Below are 17,611 nucleotides of genomic sequence, written 5' to 3' on the forward strand. Positions count from 1 at the left end.
CGCTAATCATCCTCTCTATCAAGATCTGAAGCATCCGGCTCATTCTTGGGACTCATCATCGGAATGAACTGGTGCGCGTTGCTAGTGGGCGTAGTATCGCCGTGATCAGCCTTGACTGCTTGCTCGGCTTCGCGAATGAATTCGGCCTGGGAGTCCAAAACCTCTAAGCCGCGCCCATCCACACGGGCGTACGTATTGTCTGGTTGCAAAATGCGCGTTTTGACCGTGTCAGCCCACATCGTTTCAAAAATTGTCATCGCACGGTGACTGATTTCAGGTTGGAGCAGTGGGAACAATAATTCGACCCGGCGATTTAGGTTACGAGTCATCATATCCGCACTGGATAAGTAAATTTGTGGTTCACCGTCGTTGCTAAAGTAGTATATACGACTGTGCTCCAGAAGGCGACCAATGATCGAGTGGACCTCGATGTTATCCGAGATGCCTTTGATGCCTGTTCGTAAACAACAAATTCCCCGAATGATCAGTTGGATCTTAACACCGGCGTGAGAAGCTTCGTAGAGTTTGCTAATAATCTGCGGATCGGATAATGAGTTCATCTTCATTTTGACAACTGCGGGATGACCAGCTTTGGCAATGGCAATCTCATCGTCTAGCTTTTCGTTGATAAAGTCGCGGATGCCATCTGGTGAGATGTGCAATTTGTGGAAATACGGTGGTTCAGAATAGCCAGATAACATGTTAAAGATGTTGGAAGCATCGATTCCCATGTCTGTATCAGCGGTGAAGAGCCCCATGTCCGTGTAGAAATGGGCGGTGACATCGTTATAATTCCCAGTTCCCATGTGCATGTAGCGCTTGATACCTTCATTTTCTCGCCGAACAACGAGGGCAAGCTTACAGTGTGTCTTAAGCCCGATCAGACCGTAGATCACGTGACAACCCATTTCTTCAAGCTTTTTCGCCCAGTGAACGTTATTTTCTTCATCAAAACGGGCCTTAACTTCAACGAGAACGGTTACTTGTTTGCCGTTTTGGGCAGCCTGCCCGAGATACTTGATAATCGGTGAATCAGCTGATACGCGATACAGCGTCATCTTAATGGCTAACACGTCCTCATCTTCCGCAGCTTCATGGATAAAGTCCACAACGGGTTTGAAATCATCGTACGGATATTGCATTAAAATGTCGTGATCCTTGATAAGATCAAAGATGGATCGTTCGCGGTACTTCTCGGGATAGTAGGCGTGGTATTTTGGATAATTCAAGTCTTCGTGGCCCTGCACAGCTTTCACCAGCTTGGATAAGAAGGTCAAGTTGAGAGGACCGTTGATGACGTATAACGCACTTTCGTTAATCCCAAGGGCTTTAGCGAGTCGCGTGCGTTGATGCTTGCTCATACTCTTTTCGACTTCTAAGCGCATGACCTTACCGCGTTCACGCATCTTTAATTGTTTTTGAACCTCCTTTAATAAGTCCGAAGTATCCTCTTCGGCGACATCTAAGTCCAAATCCCGCATGACGCGGTAACAGCTCGTTTCCTTGACCGTGTAGTTGATAAATAGTGAGCCGACAAAGGCTTTGATAATTTCCTCAATCAGAATAAACTGGTTCGGTGCGCCTGGCAAAACGACCACGCGAGGAAAGACGTCCGGCACTTGAACGGTGGCAAACTTGTGGTCCTTCTTATCCCCATTTTTATAAATCCGTAAGGCGATGTTGAGTGTATTATTCCCAATGAACGGGAATGGGCGTGAAGAGTCGTCTGCCATCGGTGTTAAAGCCGGGTACAGCTCATCGTCAAAGTAGTTCTTAACAAAGGCGTGTTGTTCCTCGTTTAGATCAGCCATCGACAAGAGATGAATCGCGTGCTGTTCCAGCAATGGCAAAAGCGAGCGGTTTAATGTATTGTATTGACGCTTGACCATCTCATGGGCTTTATCACTGATTGCACTGACTTGATCAGCAGCGGTCAGTCCCGCGGAATCCGGTTTAGTGTAATTGACTGACATCAATTTACGTAATGATGCGACCCGGACCGTGAAGAATTCGTCAAGATTACTCTGTGTGATCCCGAGAAAACGGACACGTTCTAGCAAGGGGTTATCCTTATCACGTGCCTCATCAAGGACACGATAGTTAAAATCAAGCCAGCTGAGTTCACGGTTTGTATAATAACTTTCTTTATAATAATTCATTTAACGTACCCCCCGTAGTTTAATCACTGGTGTTAAACCAAAGACTTCTTTAAAGAATTCCGCTTTTTGTGCGAATACCCAATTTTCTAAGAAGAGGTCATCATGAGCAAAGCAAGTAATGATGACCCGTGGATTGCGAATTGAAACGGAAATTTTATCAATTTTTTGTTTGCGACCGTCATCCAAAGCGTCCGCAATTCTCAAGATGGCGGATAGTTTGGAGACTAATAAGCGTTGTTCGACTTGTAAGTGTCCCAAATGGCGAATGTCTTTTGATGGTGTTTGCGCGCTATGGTAGCGTGAAATCAGGGCGACCATTCGTTTTTCGGTATCGGTTAATCCCATGAGTTCAGTGGCCTGCAAGATATAGTCCGAATGTAAGTAATGTTGGTGCGGGTCAATGTAGCTCCCAACGTCGTGCACGATGGCGGCGACTTGTAAGAATAAGCGCTCGCGTTTGCCTAAGTGGTGTAGCGGTTTAAGCTGGTCGAATAGGTGCAGTGAGAATTTGGTGACCAAGTCGCTATGCTTAGGTTCAACGTTGTACCTGTCCGCAATGTTCTTAGCTGCTGTTACGATTTGATCATTAAAGTTATATTTCTTATAGCCCAACTTAATGGCTTCTTGAATAATTAACCCATCCAGCACGGTCACGTTGCCAAGCCAGATTTTCTCAGCATTAGTGAGTTGTAGTAACTCGTTAATAAGTAGTAATTCGGGCACGATTAGGCGCACGTCTTCTTCATCAACTTCGTATTTATCCATTAAATACTGGTCAGAAGCGTTCAACACGTCCTCATATAAAGCTTGAAAATCTGCTTTGCTGAGTTCCTCCACGCCAGCTTTTGATTGTTGTTGGCGAAAGAGGGTGGCAAACGGCGCGACGCCGAGCATGACGACGTTACTAGGCTGATCTCTTCGCCCAGGCAAGAAGCGACCAAAGTCAACGATTTGACTCGAAATATAATCATCCAAAACTTCGACATAGTTAGGCACGCTCGATTGCAAATCTTCAAGAACTTCCGCGATTCGAACTGGTCCTAAACGGAGGCTACGGGAGAAGACAAAGTTACTCTGATCGTAGTGCGAAATACCGACACTACCAGCGTTGATTCCTAATAAGTAGGTCGGCTTCGTGATCATTTGCTTGAATCGTGGAAAGTGTACCGCAACTGCGACTGAACGCAGGTAGGTTTCCTGACTACTAGATAACCAGTCGATCTTGAGCCCAGTCCGGACAAGTAATTGGTCTTGAATATAGTCGGCATTGTTAGCGGATGACAAGGACCACGACCCCCATAAATGGTAGTCCTTAACGCCGTAATCATTCATGATCTGAACAAAACCACTCAGTGCCTGCGCGGCTTGTTCCACTGAATAATAATCGATCGTATGCTGATCATAAATATCCTCACCAAGTGAAACGTCGGAACGAACTCGTTCTACTTGGCGTAATGTGCGTAAATTGACAATCGACAATTCAATACTCTGAACGTTAATCATCATAATTCCAAATAATTTTGCTGCCATGGCAATCCCCCATTTTTATGATTTCCTGACCCCCAATAAGGTTAAAGTAATGTATTTAATTTAAGCTTAACATTTTATAAACCTCTTTTAAACCTCTTTTAGACCCCTTTTTAGTCTTACTATCCCAAGGATCACAGGAGTTTATAGATAGAGTTTTGTCTGTTTATAGACTACATTTTGTCTGTTTATCGACTACATTTATTTACTCCTGTAGAAATGAACTTGTTCTTTTCTGTAGTTTCTAGAATGCGTGATAAAGGTGATGATACTGTTAGATTTACCTTTGATCAGTTAAAAGAGTTAAGTGCCTATAAGCCAACCGCAAATAATCGGTTTATTGATGACATACAAAGTACATATCAAAAAATACTAGGTCTTAGATTTGGCTCTCGAAGTAAAGATGGTCTTGATAGAGAGATGTTTGTCATGTTCACTCGATTTGAAATTAAGGGATCTGCAGACGTTCCTTATGTTGATATTCAAATTTATCCCAAAGCGTTGAAACTTCTAAATAATCTCGAAAGTTGGGTTCGTTATGCTTTGACAGAGTTCCGAGATTTAAAGAGTAGTTACGCAAAAACAACTTTTCGTATTCTTAAACAATTCCGAACCATCTGGTGCGGGCTTCAGAAATGAAAACATAAGCACATCTCCTATATAATAAATTGGTAAATCCTTGATACGCTTTTAATGTACCACAAGGTCGATTTAACATCATGGGATTCGACCATTATTTTATTGCTAGATCACAGGGAACCGATCTTCAAGACGCAAATCAGGCAGCGATCATCAAACGAGCTAGTCAGAAACTTAACACTTTAATGACAGTTTGACCAAATTTCCCCGTGGCCCCTGTAACGGCGTATTTCATATTGGCGATCCCCTTTCAAATCATAATCTGAACGACTAAATTATCCTGTTTAATTGATGTTACCAAGGATTGGAGGGGCTTACAAAAATTTTAACTTGGAGAAATTTTCAATAAAATTCGATTATTCATGAAAATTTTCATGATGTTCGGTATACTGAAATAAGGTTTTTAACTGGAGGACATGATGAACAATAATGGCTGGTATCGATTAGGGCAGGTTAGCGCGGTATTCTGCGGTGGCGCGCTGGGTGGCATTGCCCGATATGAAATTGGAAACTGGATCCATAGTGCCAATGGATTGCTTGGAACCAGCGTCGTGAATTTGGCGGGGTGCTTTTTACTGACGTTTACAATCTATAGCCTAGATTTGCGGTTTGATTTACCAGAGTGGCAAATTCTTGGTCTCGGTACGGGATTCGTCGGGGCTTTCACCACTTTTTCAACGTTTACTGTGCAATATGTGCAGGGGATTTCCAGTAATCCCTTAGGCTCACTGATCTTCTTACTGGTCAATCTCATTGGTGGCATGCTCTGTGTCCTCCTTGGCTACTTAGCGGTTACTGCATTTGGGAGGCGTCAGCGATGACAACGATGATCTGGGTAGGACTCGGCGCCGGATTGGGGGCTGCTTGCCGCTATGGGATAACCGTTCTGGGTAAATTGGTGTCGCCGACGATTCCCTATGCGACAATTTTAATTAACGTGATTGGCTCTCTTCTGGCCGGATACTTGACTGGCAGTCAGCTACCGGAAACTTGGGCGCTATTTTTACTGACTGGGGTTTGCGGTGGCTTTACCACGTTTTCAACGTTTTCCGTCGATACGTTTGTGCTGGTTCGCAACCATCGGTATCTGCTTGCCGGTTGGTATTGGCTTGGGACGGTTGCCTTAGGTGTGTTGGCCGTGGTTTGCGGTTTGTGGTTGGGTATGCATTCTTAGTGAACGTATTTTATAATGAGTTGGACATAAAAGAGGTGTTTTCCATAATGGCTGGTGTTACTTATCAACCATCATGGACCTGCACTCACGACGGATTATCGGCTATTCGTTCTCAAAAAAGATGGCCACTGATTTAGTCTTAAAGACCCTTGAAAGCGCGGTTAAAAATCGAACCATTACTGGGGACCTGATTATCCATACGGATTTAGGATCACAGTATACCAGCGATGATTACAATCAACGTTTAACTGAACTACATATCCGCCACTCATACAGCCGTAAGGGTTGTCCGTATGATAATGCGCCAATGGAATCCTTTCACGCTTCCCTCAAAAAGGAATGTGTTTATCCAGTGCCGGTCTTTGAAGATTATGAAACTGCTGCTGCCGTCCTTTTTGAATATGTGCATGCTTTCTACAATAGGAAGAGAATTCATAGTTCACTGGGCTACCAGACCCCCTTACAAGTTGAAATTGCAACACTTACGAGCCAAATGGCCGCCTGATTTAATGCTTTCCAGGGTTCAAATAAGTTATTAATCACGATTAATGATTTATTTGAGCTGTGGAAGGTAAACGCGGTTCTGAATGTCTCTTAAAACCTGTCTCAAATATTGACTTCAATCCAACAATTGAAGACTTTGATAAGTGGGCAGAAAAAGTATAAATTCAGTTTGACACCCCCTCCACATTCAAGTACACTAATAAAAAACACGAAAGGAAATCTCAAATAATGATAAATCACAACTCAAAAACAAACATTTATTATTTTGCGTACTTTTGGCGATTAGCTGACTAGGCGCAATCATTTTTGCGAGCTGTCGGCACATTAATTCCGATAGCGAGTTAAGAGTGATTTGAGATTTCAAATAAACTTTTAAAACACATCGGACTTAATGTCATTGATGTGTTTTTTTGTATATAATTTTTGGAGGAAAATGATGAATTTGTTGAAGCGAATTTTCAAAAAAGAAAGTTTAAACGCTTACTTAGATAATGATAAAGATTTACAGCGAACCTTAACCGTTAAGGATTTGTTGGGACTCGGAATTGGGGCCGTAATTGGAACAGGAATTTTTATTCTCCCTGGTACGGTGGCCGCAACTACAACTGGTCCAGCTGTTGTAATTAGTTTCTTCTTGTCTGCGATTGTATGTGCTTTGGTAGCGATGGCCTATGGAGAAGTTTCATCAACATTACCAATTGCTGGTTCTGCTTATTCATACGGAAACGTGATTTTCGGAGAAGTGGTTGGTTGGGTTCTTGGTTGGGCTTTGATTTTGGAATACTTTTTAGCCGTTGCGGCGGTGTCAACAGGATGGTCAGCTTACTTTACTAGTTTGTTAGCTCCCATCGTTAAATTTCCAGCTGCTTTTACGGGTCCTTTTGATCCATCCCATGGCACTTACGGAAATCTAATTGCTGTCTTAGTCATTATTTTGATTGCCTTTTCGCTTCGTAAAGGTATGAAAACCTCTAAGAAATACGAAAACTTATTAGTATTAATGAAAATTGCAATTATTTTAATTTTCATCGTGGTCGGATTTTTCTTCGTGAAGAGTTCAAACTACCAACCATTTATCCCAGCTAGAGTTCACGGTGCCTTTGGTTTTCAAGGAATCTTGACGGGAGCTGCGATGGTTTTCTTTGCCTTCTTAGGTTTTGATGCCTTATCTGGTTCAGCTGCTGAAGTTAAGAATCCGAAACGAAACCTTCCCCTTGGAATCTTAGGAACATTGTTAATTGCGGCGGTTCTTTATGCATTGGTTTCGTTTGTATTAACGGGAATGGTTAATTACAAGCAACTAAACGTGGCTGATCCAGTTTCTTTTGCACTTCACCATGTGGGACAAAACTTTGTAGCCGTTATTATTTCAATCGGAGCTTTAATCGGAATGTACACTATGATGTACACGATGATTTATGCTTCTTCACGGTTAATTTATGCAATCGGTCGAGATGGTCTCTTGCCTGGTAAAATGGGTAAAATTAACAAGGATGGAGTTCCCGGACGGGCATTATTAATTTCAACGATTGTAATTGCTGTTTTTGCTGGATTAATTCCATTAGATAAATTAGTTGATTTGGTTAGTGTGGGAACTCTATTAGCCTTCACAGTGGTTTCAATCGGAATCATTCCATTGAGAAAACGCAAAGACTTGAATCATCAAGGTTTTAAAATGCCTGGATATCCAGTGATGCCAATCATTGCAGCTTTATTCTCAGTAGGATTGATGTCACAGCTCCACGTTGAAACGTTAATCTTTGCCTTAATCTGGTTCGCAATTGGATTAGTGATTTACTTTGGTTATGGGATTAAACATTCAAATTTGAATCAAAAATAGAGGTACATTCTTATGAGTCCTAAACAATTTTTTCAGCAAGCGCAAGCTGAACATGTCATTCCGAATACTGCTGAGTTACAAAGTAGTTTTTAATTTGGTGTTGAAGCAGACGAATTAGCAAAGTTAGTTTTAACGGGTAAAAAGACAGCCACAACGAGCCAATATGTTCAAGGCGAAGACGATTTACCTGGTAAAAAAAGCTTATGACGTCATTTTAGATAGTCAGGATCAGCCAGTTTGTATTATTCAAAATGATCAAGTTTCGGTGGTCAATTATTTAGATGTTGATGAACAACATGCTTTCGCAGAAGGCGAGGGTGACCGAACTTTAGCATCTTGGCGCAAAGCTCACGATGAATTTTTTACCGAAGAATGTAAAAGTGAAGGAACTACCTTTGATCCAGACACTGCCAAAGTTGCTTTAGAAAAATTTCATTTGGTTTATCCCAAATAATTTAAAAATCGCTCTGATAATTATTTATCAGAACGATTTTTTTGTTACGAAAAATTAACTGCTGTAAATCTCCTAGCAATCAGCGATGTAACCTTTGCAACCTTATTTTTGTATGAGAATGTGTTAATTCCTAGTAATCGTGATGAGATGGAGTTACAAGGTGGGCTCGTTTCGGCTTTTGCGGGTGGAGTAGTTAGTCTATTATTGATTCAGCTATTTATTTGGTTGGGTTACAAGCTTTTTGCCAAGGTTGATAAGACTAAACTCCAATCAATTAGACGAGTAGCTAGTGAAAAAATCATCACTTTTTTAGGAATCTTATTAATCATTAAATTACTGGTGAATTTTGGGATTGATACTTTCCAGTTACCTGAATTGATAAGCACCGTTGTTTCAGTAGTAATCATTGGATTGGTATTTTACAACGTTTATCGCAAACAACATCATGATGATGACTTTAATAAGAATCTGTTTTACTTTGATTTGATCTTGGTATTGCTATTGGGTCATTAATTAAAAAAACCACTAAGTCCTGAATTAATCAGGATTTAGCGGTTTTTTTCTATACTAATTATGATTATGCTGTTTCTTAGCGCGATTAAAGAAGTCAGTGAAAAGTTTTTCTTGTTTAGCGTCATCTTTCCAGAGGTCTTCAGGATGCCACTGAACCCCAGTAATTAAACCATCTTCAGATTCAATTGCTTCCACGACACCATCAGGAGCAGTCGCAACTACATGCAAATCATCACCAATTTTACGTAATCCTTGATGATGACGAGAATTGACCTTTGTTTGTTCACCTAAAGCCTTTGCTAATTCACTATCAGCATTAATTTTAACTGAATGGGCAAAAAGTTCACCAGTATTACGTTGCTCGTGATTTACCTCAGAAGGTAGTTGTTCGGGAAGATCTTGGTAAAGGTCTCCACCTAAAGCAACATTGATTACTTGATGACCACGACACACACCTAAAATTGGTTTTTTAGTGCGAATGGCTTCTTTTACAACTGCTAGTTCAAATTCATCGTGAGGAATAAAATATTCATCAGCTTTATCGTCAGCAACATCCTCAAAGAAACAGGACGCAATATCTTGTCCGCCTGGAATAATAACTGCATCGACCATTGCAACGAGTTCTGGAACAAGTTTGGGTGGTACAACAGGAAGAATGACAGGGATTTGATTATGTTGTGTAACTACTTCAATAAAGCTACTAGGAGTCACGTTAGCATAGGGTAAACAGAATTTAGTTGGTTCGCCAAGATTAACGTTGGCAGTTATTCCAATTTTCATGATTTATTCCTTTCGGGTAATTAAAAATTATAAAAACAATCCATTTTTATTTAACTATTGGTTGAATTATACGCTAATTAGTTCATTAATGTTAACATAATTTTTGTTTTTTTAAACTATATCAGGTTAATGTTCGGTTAACAATCTTTTTTATTTTAAATTTGTGCTTGACCATTTGTAATTCATTCGGTAAACTAAGAGAAAATAAAACATCACATAACGACTAAGCGTAGTTAAGTAATTTCAGCGGTGATTTTAAGAAAGCCTCAGTTTGATGAGATGAGGTAATCACGCTGATATGAAAATCCTCTACAAGTTTCAGGTATGAATTAATTAATATCTGATGGGATTGCCCATTACAGCAAGCGAGTATCGTCAAATTTTTGGCCGTACTCTGAGAGCCGATTACTAGTAATTGGAAATATGGGTGGTAACACGCGGAAGCGTCCCTAACTGTTGTTAATTCAATGGTTAGTGACGCTTTTTTTATTTCTAATGATGCAATTTTGCGCAGGATTGCTAAAGTAAACGGGAACATGGGTGGTAACACGTGTAAAAACGTCCCTAATTGGATTTTGCTTCCAATTAAGGACGTTTTTTTAATACCATCGATTTGCTGGGGTGACCAAGGTGATGAATTTATTTAAAAAATTAAACTAAAGGAGTTAAATCATGAATTTAACTAAACGAACTAGTTTCAAACAACACTTACTGTTATCATCACTTTTATTTGGGCTCTTTTTTGGAGCAGGAAATTTAATTTTCCCAATTCACTTAGGGCAAATGTCGGGGCAAAACTGGGTCCCAGCTACACTGGGTTTTGTGATTTCAGCGGTCTTACTACCACTTTTCTCTATTTTAGCTTTGAGTGTGACCAAGAGTAAAAGTATGTATGATATGGCTTTACCAGTGGGAGCAACGTTCGCCTTACTATTCTTAATTGCAGCACATGCTTCAATGGGACTTTTTATTGGCTCGCCGCGTTTAGCTACCGTTTCTTTCACAATGGGCGTAAAACCATTCTTGCCAAACGAAAGTTGGACGCATCCTGCGTTATTCGTTTTCTCCGCCTTATTCTTTGGCCTCATCGTTTACTTGGCCTATAACCAAAATAGCATCGTGAACAGTGTTGGTAAAATCTTGAATCCACTTTTCGTTGGTTTATTGTTCTTCTTATTCTTTGTAGCTTTTGTGGTAAATGGCGATTTAACTAACTTACCCTTGATGCCCGCTGCTGGAAAAGGAACTGGTTCATTCATCAACGGCTTCTTAGAAGGTTACAATACGATGGATGCCTTAGCTGGATTAGGCTTTGGGGTAACGATCATCACGGCTTTGAAAGTCTTTGTGAAAGATGAAAAGAAACACGCTTGGTCAGTGGCTAAAGTTGGTTTCTTTGCCCTTGGTTTTGAAGCTGTCATCTACGTGTTATTGATTGCTTTAGGTGTAGCCAGTTTAGCTTACACAAAGATGAGTGTTGATGGGGGAACAGCTTTCACCATCATCATGCGCCATTATACTGGAGCCGCTGGGGCAGCAGTTTTAGCAGCCTTAACGTTCTTGGCTTGTTGGACAACGGCTTTAGGAGTTTTACAATCTTTCTCGCAAGATTTAGGGAATCGTTTTCCCAAAGTAGGTTATCACAAATTCCTATTTTTCTCTAACTTCGTGGCGTTCTGTATTGCTAACTTTGGTTTAGACCAAATCATCTTGTTCTCCTTACCAGTCTTGGTCTTTCTTTATCCGCTAGCCATCACGTTGATCTTATTAGCTTTATTACACCACTTCATTGGGAAAAACGGAGTCGTGTATAAAGTTACGATGGGCTTAGTGCTAGTGCCTTCTGTTTTAGATACATTGCACGCTTTGCCACCCGTTTTACATGGACCGTTTGTTGGTTTAGACGCTTGGTGTAACACCCATGTTCCACTCTTTAGCATGAGTTTAGATTTCATCCCATTCATGGTAGTGGGATTTGTGGTGAGTGTGTTATATGTAAAACTATCTGGGAAAAGTTTGCGTAAAGATAATTAAAAAAATAACCATTAGAAAATGTGAAAAATTCTAATGGTTATTTTATAGGTCCTCACTGTTGTGATTATCTTTTTTTTGTATATTTTTTTTATTAGTGAAGTAAACTGCATAGATATCAATTATTAAAACGAAAAATATTACGCCCCACATACAAAACACATAAATATTAAAAAAAATAAGTAATAAATGAAAGTTTAACTGATATTTAAGTATCAGTTTAAGTACTAAAAAATATAAGAAACAAGATGAAATAATAAAAATGCTCCTATGTCAATAAATGGCACAAATTTAGTTAGACAGCTATTCTAATTCTTTTCGTGTTGTACCAGTGAATATAATTTTCTGTTTTTAATACCACATCTTCAAAACTTGTAAATCTAGTTTGAAAGGCAAACTCACGTTTTAAGATTGAATGAAATGCTTCAATTAAAGTATGGCTTACTAATTTACTAGTCATATGTTTTGAAACCTTTTGAGATAAAATTTTATAGGTCTGGTCATCAAAGACGGTACTTAAGTAAACCCAGACACCATTTTCTAATTGTAGATAGGTAATATCAGCACGCCAAATAGACTTTCCACTAAGATTTTTAATTAGATTTGGTCTTTGATCATAATCAACATGAGTTCCTGGCTTTTTAAATCGTCTACACATAAGTGATCTAATTCCAAGTTCCTTCATCAAACGTGTAATTCTTCTAATACTAAAGTTAATCCCTAGCTCTCTTTGGAGAGCTACTTTAAGTCTTGGGGCTCCGTATGCTTTGTAGTTTTTAGACCATGCTTCCTTTAGGAATGGTTTGACTTTTTCCCTAAGATCATCGCCGCTGCTTTTAAAATTTCATTTTCTTCCTTTAAATCCTCATACTCTTTCTTTAGTTTTAAAAAGTCTTTTCTTGTGATTGGTTTTCCATCATCTACAGAGACTAATTTTTCATCATTTATTCATTTGGAAATAGATGAGACAGTTACCCCATACTCTTTAGAAATTGAAGACATTGATCTTTTTTCATCATTATACAAAGCCACAAGGCTTTGTTTAAATTCTAGTGAATATCTTTTTGAACGATTTTTCATAAAAAAACTCCTATCTGATTATAATTTTACACAAATTGTCTAAGTATTTGTGTGCCAATTATCAGTATAGAAGCACTTTCAATCATCGGATGTTTCTGCTGTTTGAAATTTAAACGTTAAAATATAATTTAAACATTTAATAATAAAAACTATCCAAAATATTATTTTGGATAGTTTTATTATTTATTTTCGATTACTTCTAATTTTAACGAGATAAAGCGCACTAATCCACACAAGGGAACCAATTAAAGCAAATAGAGAAGTTGTTTGGAAAAGTAAAACTACTGCTACAAAAGCTAAGAATGCTAAGACCATGTAACTTGAAAACGGATACCATGGCATCTTAAATTTTAGCTGGTTTTCGGTACCAGCGTGATCAACCTGTTTCCGATATTTGATTTGAGCCAAAATAATTAATGTCCACATAAATAAGAAAAGGGTAGTTGAAATACTAGCGATGAAAACGAAGACACCTTTAGGAATTAATAGGTTTAGTAACATTGCAGCTGCAACGACCAAGATTGAAAAGGTAATCGCATTTTGGGGAATTTTCCGTTTTGATAATGTTCCCAGTTTCTTAGTAAATTTACCCTTGCTATCGTTGGTCATAGAAAACATCATCCGACCAGTTGTATAAATCGATGAATTACATGCAGAAGTGGCAGCGGTTAAAACAACAAAGTTAATGATTCCAGCTGCACCAGCAATTCCAATGTTTTTAAATACTTCCACAAACGGACTAGCATTGGGCGTAATCGTATGCCAGGGAATGACACACATAATGGCAGCTAAGGCTCCGATGTAAAATAAAATAATTCGGAAAGGTACGGCATCAATTGCTTTAGGAATCACGTGGACAGGATCTTTAGTTTCTCCAGCTGTCATTCCGACCATTTCTACTCCGGTAAGGGAGAAAACGACCATTTGGAAGGAGAGAGCAAAACCTTGCCAACCATTACCGAAAAATTTGTGACTATAAAGGTTACTGATTGAAGCGTGTCCTGTAGGAGTTTTGTAGTTAATAATAACTAGAAATACTCCCACAATGATAATGGCACAGATAGCAATGATTTTAATTAAAGCGAACCAGAATTCAGTTTCACCATAAGCGGCCACGTTAATAATGTTTAACATGTAAATCAAGGCTAAAATAACTAATCCAGTGAACCAGGTTGGAATTCCCGGAAACCAGTAGTTGATATAAATTCCAGCTGCTGTGACTTCAGCAATCGCTCCAATAATCCAACACATCCAATAAGTCCAACCCGCCACAAAACCAGTAGTAGTTCCTAAGAATTTAGCAATTGGTTCAATGAAGGAATTAGCTGATAAATCTGAGAGAAGTAGTGTTCCTAAAGCACGCATAATGAAAAAACACATAATTCCAGTAATTGTATAGGCTAACAAAATTGAGGGACCAGCTAAACTAATAGATTCTCCAGATCCTAAGAATAAACCGGTTCCAATTGTTCCACCTAACGCAATTAACTGGACGTGGCGATTTTTAAGGCCACGTGACATTTTTTTATCATTATTATTTGAAAGATCTTGCTCTTGTGACATGAAAAGTTCTCCTTATTGATAACTATGTAGTGTATCTCACAAATAGACAATTATATACTTCATTTTTTAAGATTTCTATATTAAATGTAGCATATTATTACATTTAATTATTAATTAAATGCTAGTTGATGTTACAAAAAGAAACATTAAAAAGGATGTATAAAAAAAGACTGACATAAAGTCAGTCTTTTTAAAATTTAATATTTTAATTTTTATTGTTCAACGTACCATGGGTAATGGAAGTTACCTGGACGGTCAGTACGTTCGTAAGTGTGAGCACCGAAGTAATCACGTTGTGCTTGTAACAAGTTAGCAGGAAGAACTTCTGCACGGTATGAATCAAAGTATGAAACAGCAGCTGCCAATGAAGGAACTGGAATACCGTATTCAGTAGCAAATGCTACAACTCGACGAGCTGAATCTTGGTACTTGTTAGCAATGTCACCAAAGAATGGGTCCATTAACAAGTTATCAAGGCTAGGGTTCTTTTCGAATGCTTTAGTAATTTCGTCTAAGAATTGAGCACGAATGATACATCCTTCACGCCAGATTTGAGCAAGTTCGCCGTACTTAAGACCCCATTTGTGGTTGTCTGAAGCCATACGCATTTGTTCGAAACCTTGTGCATAACTCATGATCTTACCGAAGTATAATGCTTGACGCATATCTTCAACAATGTCATCGCTACCAAACTTAGGTTTCTTAGCTGGTCCATGAAGTACTTTAGAAGCAGCAACACGTTCGTCTTTTAACATTGAAACGAAACGTGCGTAAACTGATTCAGTAATAACTGATTGAGGAGCACCTTCGTCAAGAGCATCTTCTGATGACCATTTACCAGTACCTTTGTTAGCACCACGGTCAAGAATCATGTCAACGATTGGTTTGTTCTTGTCGTCACCTAAGTCATCTTTTCTAGTTAAGATGTCAGCAGTGATTTCGATAAGGTAACTGTTAAGTTCACCTTTGTTCCAGTCTGAGAAGATTTTTGCTAAGTCATCAACTGAGTAACCAGCAGCATTTCTAAGAATGTTAAATACTTCATCGATTAATTCTTCATCACCGTATTCGATACCATTGTGCACCATTTTTACGTAGTGACCAGCACCATTAGATCCGATGTAAGCAACACAAGGTTTGCCATCTTCGGCTTTAGCAGCAATCTTTTCTAAGATTGGAGCAACACGGTCGTAAGCTTCTTTTTGACCACCAGGCATAAGTGAAGGACCTTGTAAGGCACCAAGTTCACCACCAGAAACACCCATTCCGATAAAGTTAATACCAGATTTTGCAAGTTCTTCGTTACGAGCAATGGTGTCGTGGAAGTTAGTGTTACCACCATCAATAAGAGTATCACCCTTTGATAATAGTGGAAGAATTTCGTTGATAACAGCATCAGTTGGTTTACCAGCTTTAACCATCATTAAGATAGTACGTGGTTGTTCAATTGAGTCTACGAAATCTTTAACGTTGTATGCAGGAACCAAGTGTTTTTCACTGTGATCCTTCATAACTTGTTCAGTTTTAGAAGCAGAACGATTGTAGATAGCTACAGTGTATCCGCGACTTTCGATGTTAAGGGCAAGGTTTTTACCCATAACAGCCATACCAATAACTCCGATATTTGCTTTTTTGTCAGCCATAATATGCCTTCCTTTTTATAAAAAGTAATTTTATATTTTTCTACAATAATAGTTTATCATTGTATTTTGAAATTGTGAAATAGTTTCATCTATTTTTTGAAAACGCTTTATTTGTTACTTGTTGGGGAAATACCAAGAATTTCCGTCACGAGCCAATAGTTCATCAGCAGCCTTTGGACCCATTGAACCAGATTCGTAATTAGGGAAGTCTGGTTGGGTAGTATCCCAAAGTTTTTGAACAGGGTCAACGTACTTCCAAGCAGCAGCAACTTCTGGCCAACTAGCGAAGTAAGTTCCGTCACCCTTAAGGATATCGTGGAAAAGACGTTCGTATGGAAGTGGAACTTCAGCAGCACGAGCATCTGATTGTAAGTAGCTTAAATCAACAGTTTCAGTGTGCATTCCTTGAGCTGAATTTTTAGTGTTGATTTCTAAGGTAATTCCAATCTTAGGGTCAATCAAAAGAGTTAAAACATTTGATTTAAGTTCTGCAGGTTGGTGAGTACCTTTGGCAAAGATATCTACAATTGGTTTCTTGAATTCGATATCAATTCGACCAGTCTTAGTTGCTAATTTTTTACCTGAACGAATGTAGAAAGGAGTTTTTCCCCAACGTGGGTTGTTGAAAACAATCTTTCCAGCAGCGTAGGTATTATTGTTTGAGTCATGAGGAACACCGGGTTCGTCACGATAAGCAGGAGTACCATCACCGGCACCGTATTGACCACGAACAAAGTTTTGTTTAACACCATCAGCATCGTAAATTTCCATGCTTTCAAGGGCTTTAACTTTTTCGCGACGAATTTCAGTATCAACAAATGAATTTGGTTCATCCATTGCTAAATAACTAACGATTTGAAGAGTGTGATTTTGAATCATATCACGAAGGGCACCAGCAGTATCATAGTAGCCCGCCCGATCTTCAACACCAAGTTTTTCTGCTAAGGTGATTTGGACATCTTTGATGTAGTTTTGGTTCCAAATAGCTTCGATAATTGGGTTACCAAATCGAATTACAGGAATTGCTTGGGTAGTTTCTTTACCTAAGTAATGATCAATTCGGTAAATTTGGTTTTCATTAAAGGCACTAGTTAATTCATCATTTAATTCTTTAGCTGATGCATAATCACGACCAAATGGTTTTTCAATTACAAGACGGTTAAATCCACCATTAGTTGATAAAACACCTTGTTCTTTAAGGTTTTTAGCAACGATTCCGAAGAACCGTGGTGCCATTGACACGTAAAAAATTCGATTTCCATCAGTTTCGTATTTTTGATCTAGTTCGTCAGCGATTTTACCTAATTCTTTGTAATGATCAGTATTAGTTACGTCGTGTGATTTCCAGTAGAAGTGGCTAGCAAACTCTTCAGCTTGAGCCTTGTCATCAGTTTCTGATGAGATTGATTCGATAATTTTAGCTCTGAATTCTTCGTCAGTTAGTGCTTTACGTGAAAGTCCAACTAAGGCAAAATGAGTGCTTAAACTACCTTTTTTATAAAGGTTAAAGATTGCAGGATATAACTTACGTAATGCAAGGTCACCTGTACCACCGAACAGCATAAAAGTTGCTCTTGTAGGGATTTCTGTTGGCATATCGTTCGCTCCTTTTATAATTTCTATACTCATATAGAGTATAACACATTTGAATAAAATGAAAGCGGTTTATTTTTCTTTGGTAGCTTACATGAAAACGCTATCTTA

The 17,611-nt window shown here is 38.9% G+C and carries 13 protein-coding genes, 2 pseudogenes and 1 other annotated feature; of the genes and pseudogenes, 8 read left to right on the forward strand and 7 right to left on the reverse strand.

Features of this window, described 5'->3' with window-relative positions:
* Positions 1-2: 2 nt before the first annotated feature.
* Positions 3-2,159 carry an RNA degradosome polyphosphate kinase gene (locus PY770_RS00295; RefSeq protein ID WP_275045934.1) on the reverse strand — a complete coding sequence of 719 codons (2,157 nt, stop codon included), beginning with the start codon at positions 2,157-2,159 and terminating at the stop codon, positions 3-5.
* Positions 2,160-3,689 (reverse strand): Ppx/GppA phosphatase family protein, encoded by a 1,530-nt coding sequence (locus PY770_RS00300; protein WP_275045935.1) that lies wholly within the window; start codon positions 3,687-3,689, stop codon positions 2,160-2,162. It abuts the gene before it with no gap.
* 147 nt (positions 3,690-3,836) lie between these two features.
* Between PY770_RS00300 and PY770_RS00305 the strand changes: the two are divergent.
* The 7 genes and pseudogenes from PY770_RS00305 to PY770_RS00335 form a co-directional block, all read left to right on the forward strand.
* A pseudogene (locus tag PY770_RS00305) lies at positions 3,837-4,301 on the forward strand (replication initiation protein); the annotation flags it as partial.
* Between the two features lie 440 nt (positions 4,302-4,741).
* On the forward strand, positions 4,742-5,146 hold the full coding sequence (locus tag PY770_RS00310) for a fluoride efflux transporter FluC (protein WP_225361968.1): 405 nt from the start codon (positions 4,742-4,744) through the stop codon (positions 5,144-5,146).
* Positions 5,143-5,499 carry a fluoride efflux transporter CrcB gene (crcB, locus tag PY770_RS00315; protein ID WP_056958090.1) on the forward strand — a complete coding sequence of 119 codons (357 nt, stop codon included), beginning with the start codon at positions 5,143-5,145 and terminating at the stop codon, positions 5,497-5,499. The genes PY770_RS00310 and crcB overlap by 4 nt, the downstream gene beginning before the upstream one ends.
* A 73-nt stretch (positions 5,500-5,572) precedes the next feature.
* Positions 5,573-6,004, forward strand: coding sequence for an IS3 family transposase (locus PY770_RS00320; protein WP_080752794.1), 432 nt, complete (start codon positions 5,573-5,575; stop codon positions 6,002-6,004).
* A gap of 435 nt (positions 6,005-6,439) precedes the next feature.
* Positions 6,440-7,843: an APC family permease gene (locus tag PY770_RS00325; RefSeq protein ID WP_275046084.1), complete on the forward strand. Its 1,404-nt coding sequence runs from the start codon at positions 6,440-6,442 to the stop codon at positions 7,841-7,843.
* Positions 7,844-8,006: 163 nt separating this feature from the next.
* Positions 8,007-8,297, forward strand: coding sequence for an ASCH domain-containing protein (locus tag PY770_RS00330; protein WP_337740120.1), 291 nt, complete (start codon positions 8,007-8,009; stop codon positions 8,295-8,297).
* A gap of 120 nt (positions 8,298-8,417) precedes the next feature.
* Entirely contained in the window at positions 8,418-8,810 is a 393-nt protein-coding gene (locus tag PY770_RS00335) for a hypothetical protein (protein ID WP_103429096.1), read from the forward strand.
* Positions 8,811-8,864: 54 nt separating this feature from the next.
* On the opposite strand, the gene PY770_RS00340 is transcribed toward PY770_RS00335, so the two are convergent.
* The gene (locus PY770_RS00340) at positions 8,865-9,590 is read right to left on the reverse strand and encodes a gamma-glutamyl-gamma-aminobutyrate hydrolase family protein (protein WP_056958381.1); all 726 of its coding nucleotides are present in this window, start codon (positions 9,588-9,590) and stop codon (positions 8,865-8,867) included.
* Between the two features lie 216 nt (positions 9,591-9,806).
* Positions 9,807-10,044: a binding site (T-box leader), on the forward strand.
* Positions 10,045-10,262: 218 nt separating this feature from the next.
* Here PY770_RS00340 and brnQ point away from each other — a divergent pair.
* The gene (gene brnQ / locus PY770_RS00345) at positions 10,263-11,624 is read left to right on the forward strand and encodes a branched-chain amino acid transport system II carrier protein (RefSeq protein ID WP_275045936.1); all 1,362 of its coding nucleotides are present in this window, start codon (positions 10,263-10,265) and stop codon (positions 11,622-11,624) included.
* 292 nt (positions 11,625-11,916) lie between these two features.
* Here brnQ and PY770_RS00350 read toward each other — a convergent pair.
* From PY770_RS00350 to zwf, 4 genes and pseudogenes are all read right to left on the reverse strand, one after another.
* Positions 11,917-12,701: pseudogene (locus tag PY770_RS00350) on the reverse strand (IS3 family transposase).
* A 183-nt stretch (positions 12,702-12,884) separates the two neighbouring features.
* Entirely contained in the window at positions 12,885-14,264 is a 1,380-nt protein-coding gene (locus PY770_RS00355; protein ID WP_056958375.1) for an amino acid permease, read from the reverse strand.
* 212 nt (positions 14,265-14,476) lie between these two features.
* Entirely contained in the window at positions 14,477-15,907 is a 1,431-nt protein-coding gene (gene gndA, locus PY770_RS00360; protein WP_103429093.1) for an NADP-dependent phosphogluconate dehydrogenase, read from the reverse strand.
* A gap of 114 nt (positions 15,908-16,021) precedes the next feature.
* Complete coding sequence (gene zwf / locus PY770_RS00365; RefSeq protein WP_139571144.1) at positions 16,022-17,503, reverse strand: glucose-6-phosphate dehydrogenase; 1,482 nt, start codon at positions 17,501-17,503, stop codon at positions 16,022-16,024.
* Positions 17,504-17,611 lie beyond the last annotated feature (108 nt).

This window comes from Fructilactobacillus sanfranciscensis (assembly GCF_029023685.1).
GTDB classification, from domain to species: domain Bacteria; phylum Bacillota; class Bacilli; order Lactobacillales; family Lactobacillaceae; genus Fructilactobacillus; species Fructilactobacillus sanfranciscensis.

Coding starts and splice junctions, on each gene's coding strand:
- PY770_RS00295 (WP_275045934.1), bottom strand. CDS start 2,159: ATGAATTATTATAAAGAAAGTTATTATACAAACCGTGAACTCAGCTGG.
- PY770_RS00300 (WP_275045935.1), bottom strand. CDS start 3,689: ATGGCAGCAAAATTATTTGGAATTATGATGATTAACGTTCAGAGTATT.
- PY770_RS00310 (WP_225361968.1), top strand. CDS start 4,742: ATGATGAACAATAATGGCTGGTATCGATTAGGGCAGGTTAGCGCGGTA.
- crcB (WP_056958090.1), top strand. CDS start 5,143: ATGACAACGATGATCTGGGTAGGACTCGGCGCCGGATTGGGGGCTGCT.
- PY770_RS00320 (WP_080752794.1), top strand. CDS start 5,573: ATGGACCTGCACTCACGACGGATTATCGGCTATTCGTTCTCAAAAAAG.
- PY770_RS00325 (WP_275046084.1), top strand. CDS start 6,440: ATGAATTTGTTGAAGCGAATTTTCAAAAAAGAAAGTTTAAACGCTTAC.
- PY770_RS00330 (WP_337740120.1), top strand. CDS start 8,007: ATGTTCAAGGCGAAGACGATTTACCTGGTAAAAAAAGCTTATGACGTC.
- PY770_RS00340 (WP_056958381.1), bottom strand. CDS start 9,590: ATGAAAATTGGAATAACTGCCAACGTTAATCTTGGCGAACCAACTAAA.
- brnQ (WP_275045936.1), top strand. CDS start 10,263: ATGAATTTAACTAAACGAACTAGTTTCAAACAACACTTACTGTTATCA.
- PY770_RS00355 (WP_056958375.1), bottom strand. CDS start 14,264: ATGTCACAAGAGCAAGATCTTTCAAATAATAATGATAAAAAAATGTCA.
- gndA (WP_103429093.1), bottom strand. CDS start 15,907: ATGGCTGACAAAAAAGCAAATATCGGAGTTATTGGTATGGCTGTTATG.
- zwf (WP_139571144.1), bottom strand. CDS start 17,503: ATGCCAACAGAAATCCCTACAAGAGCAACTTTTATGCTGTTCGGTGGT.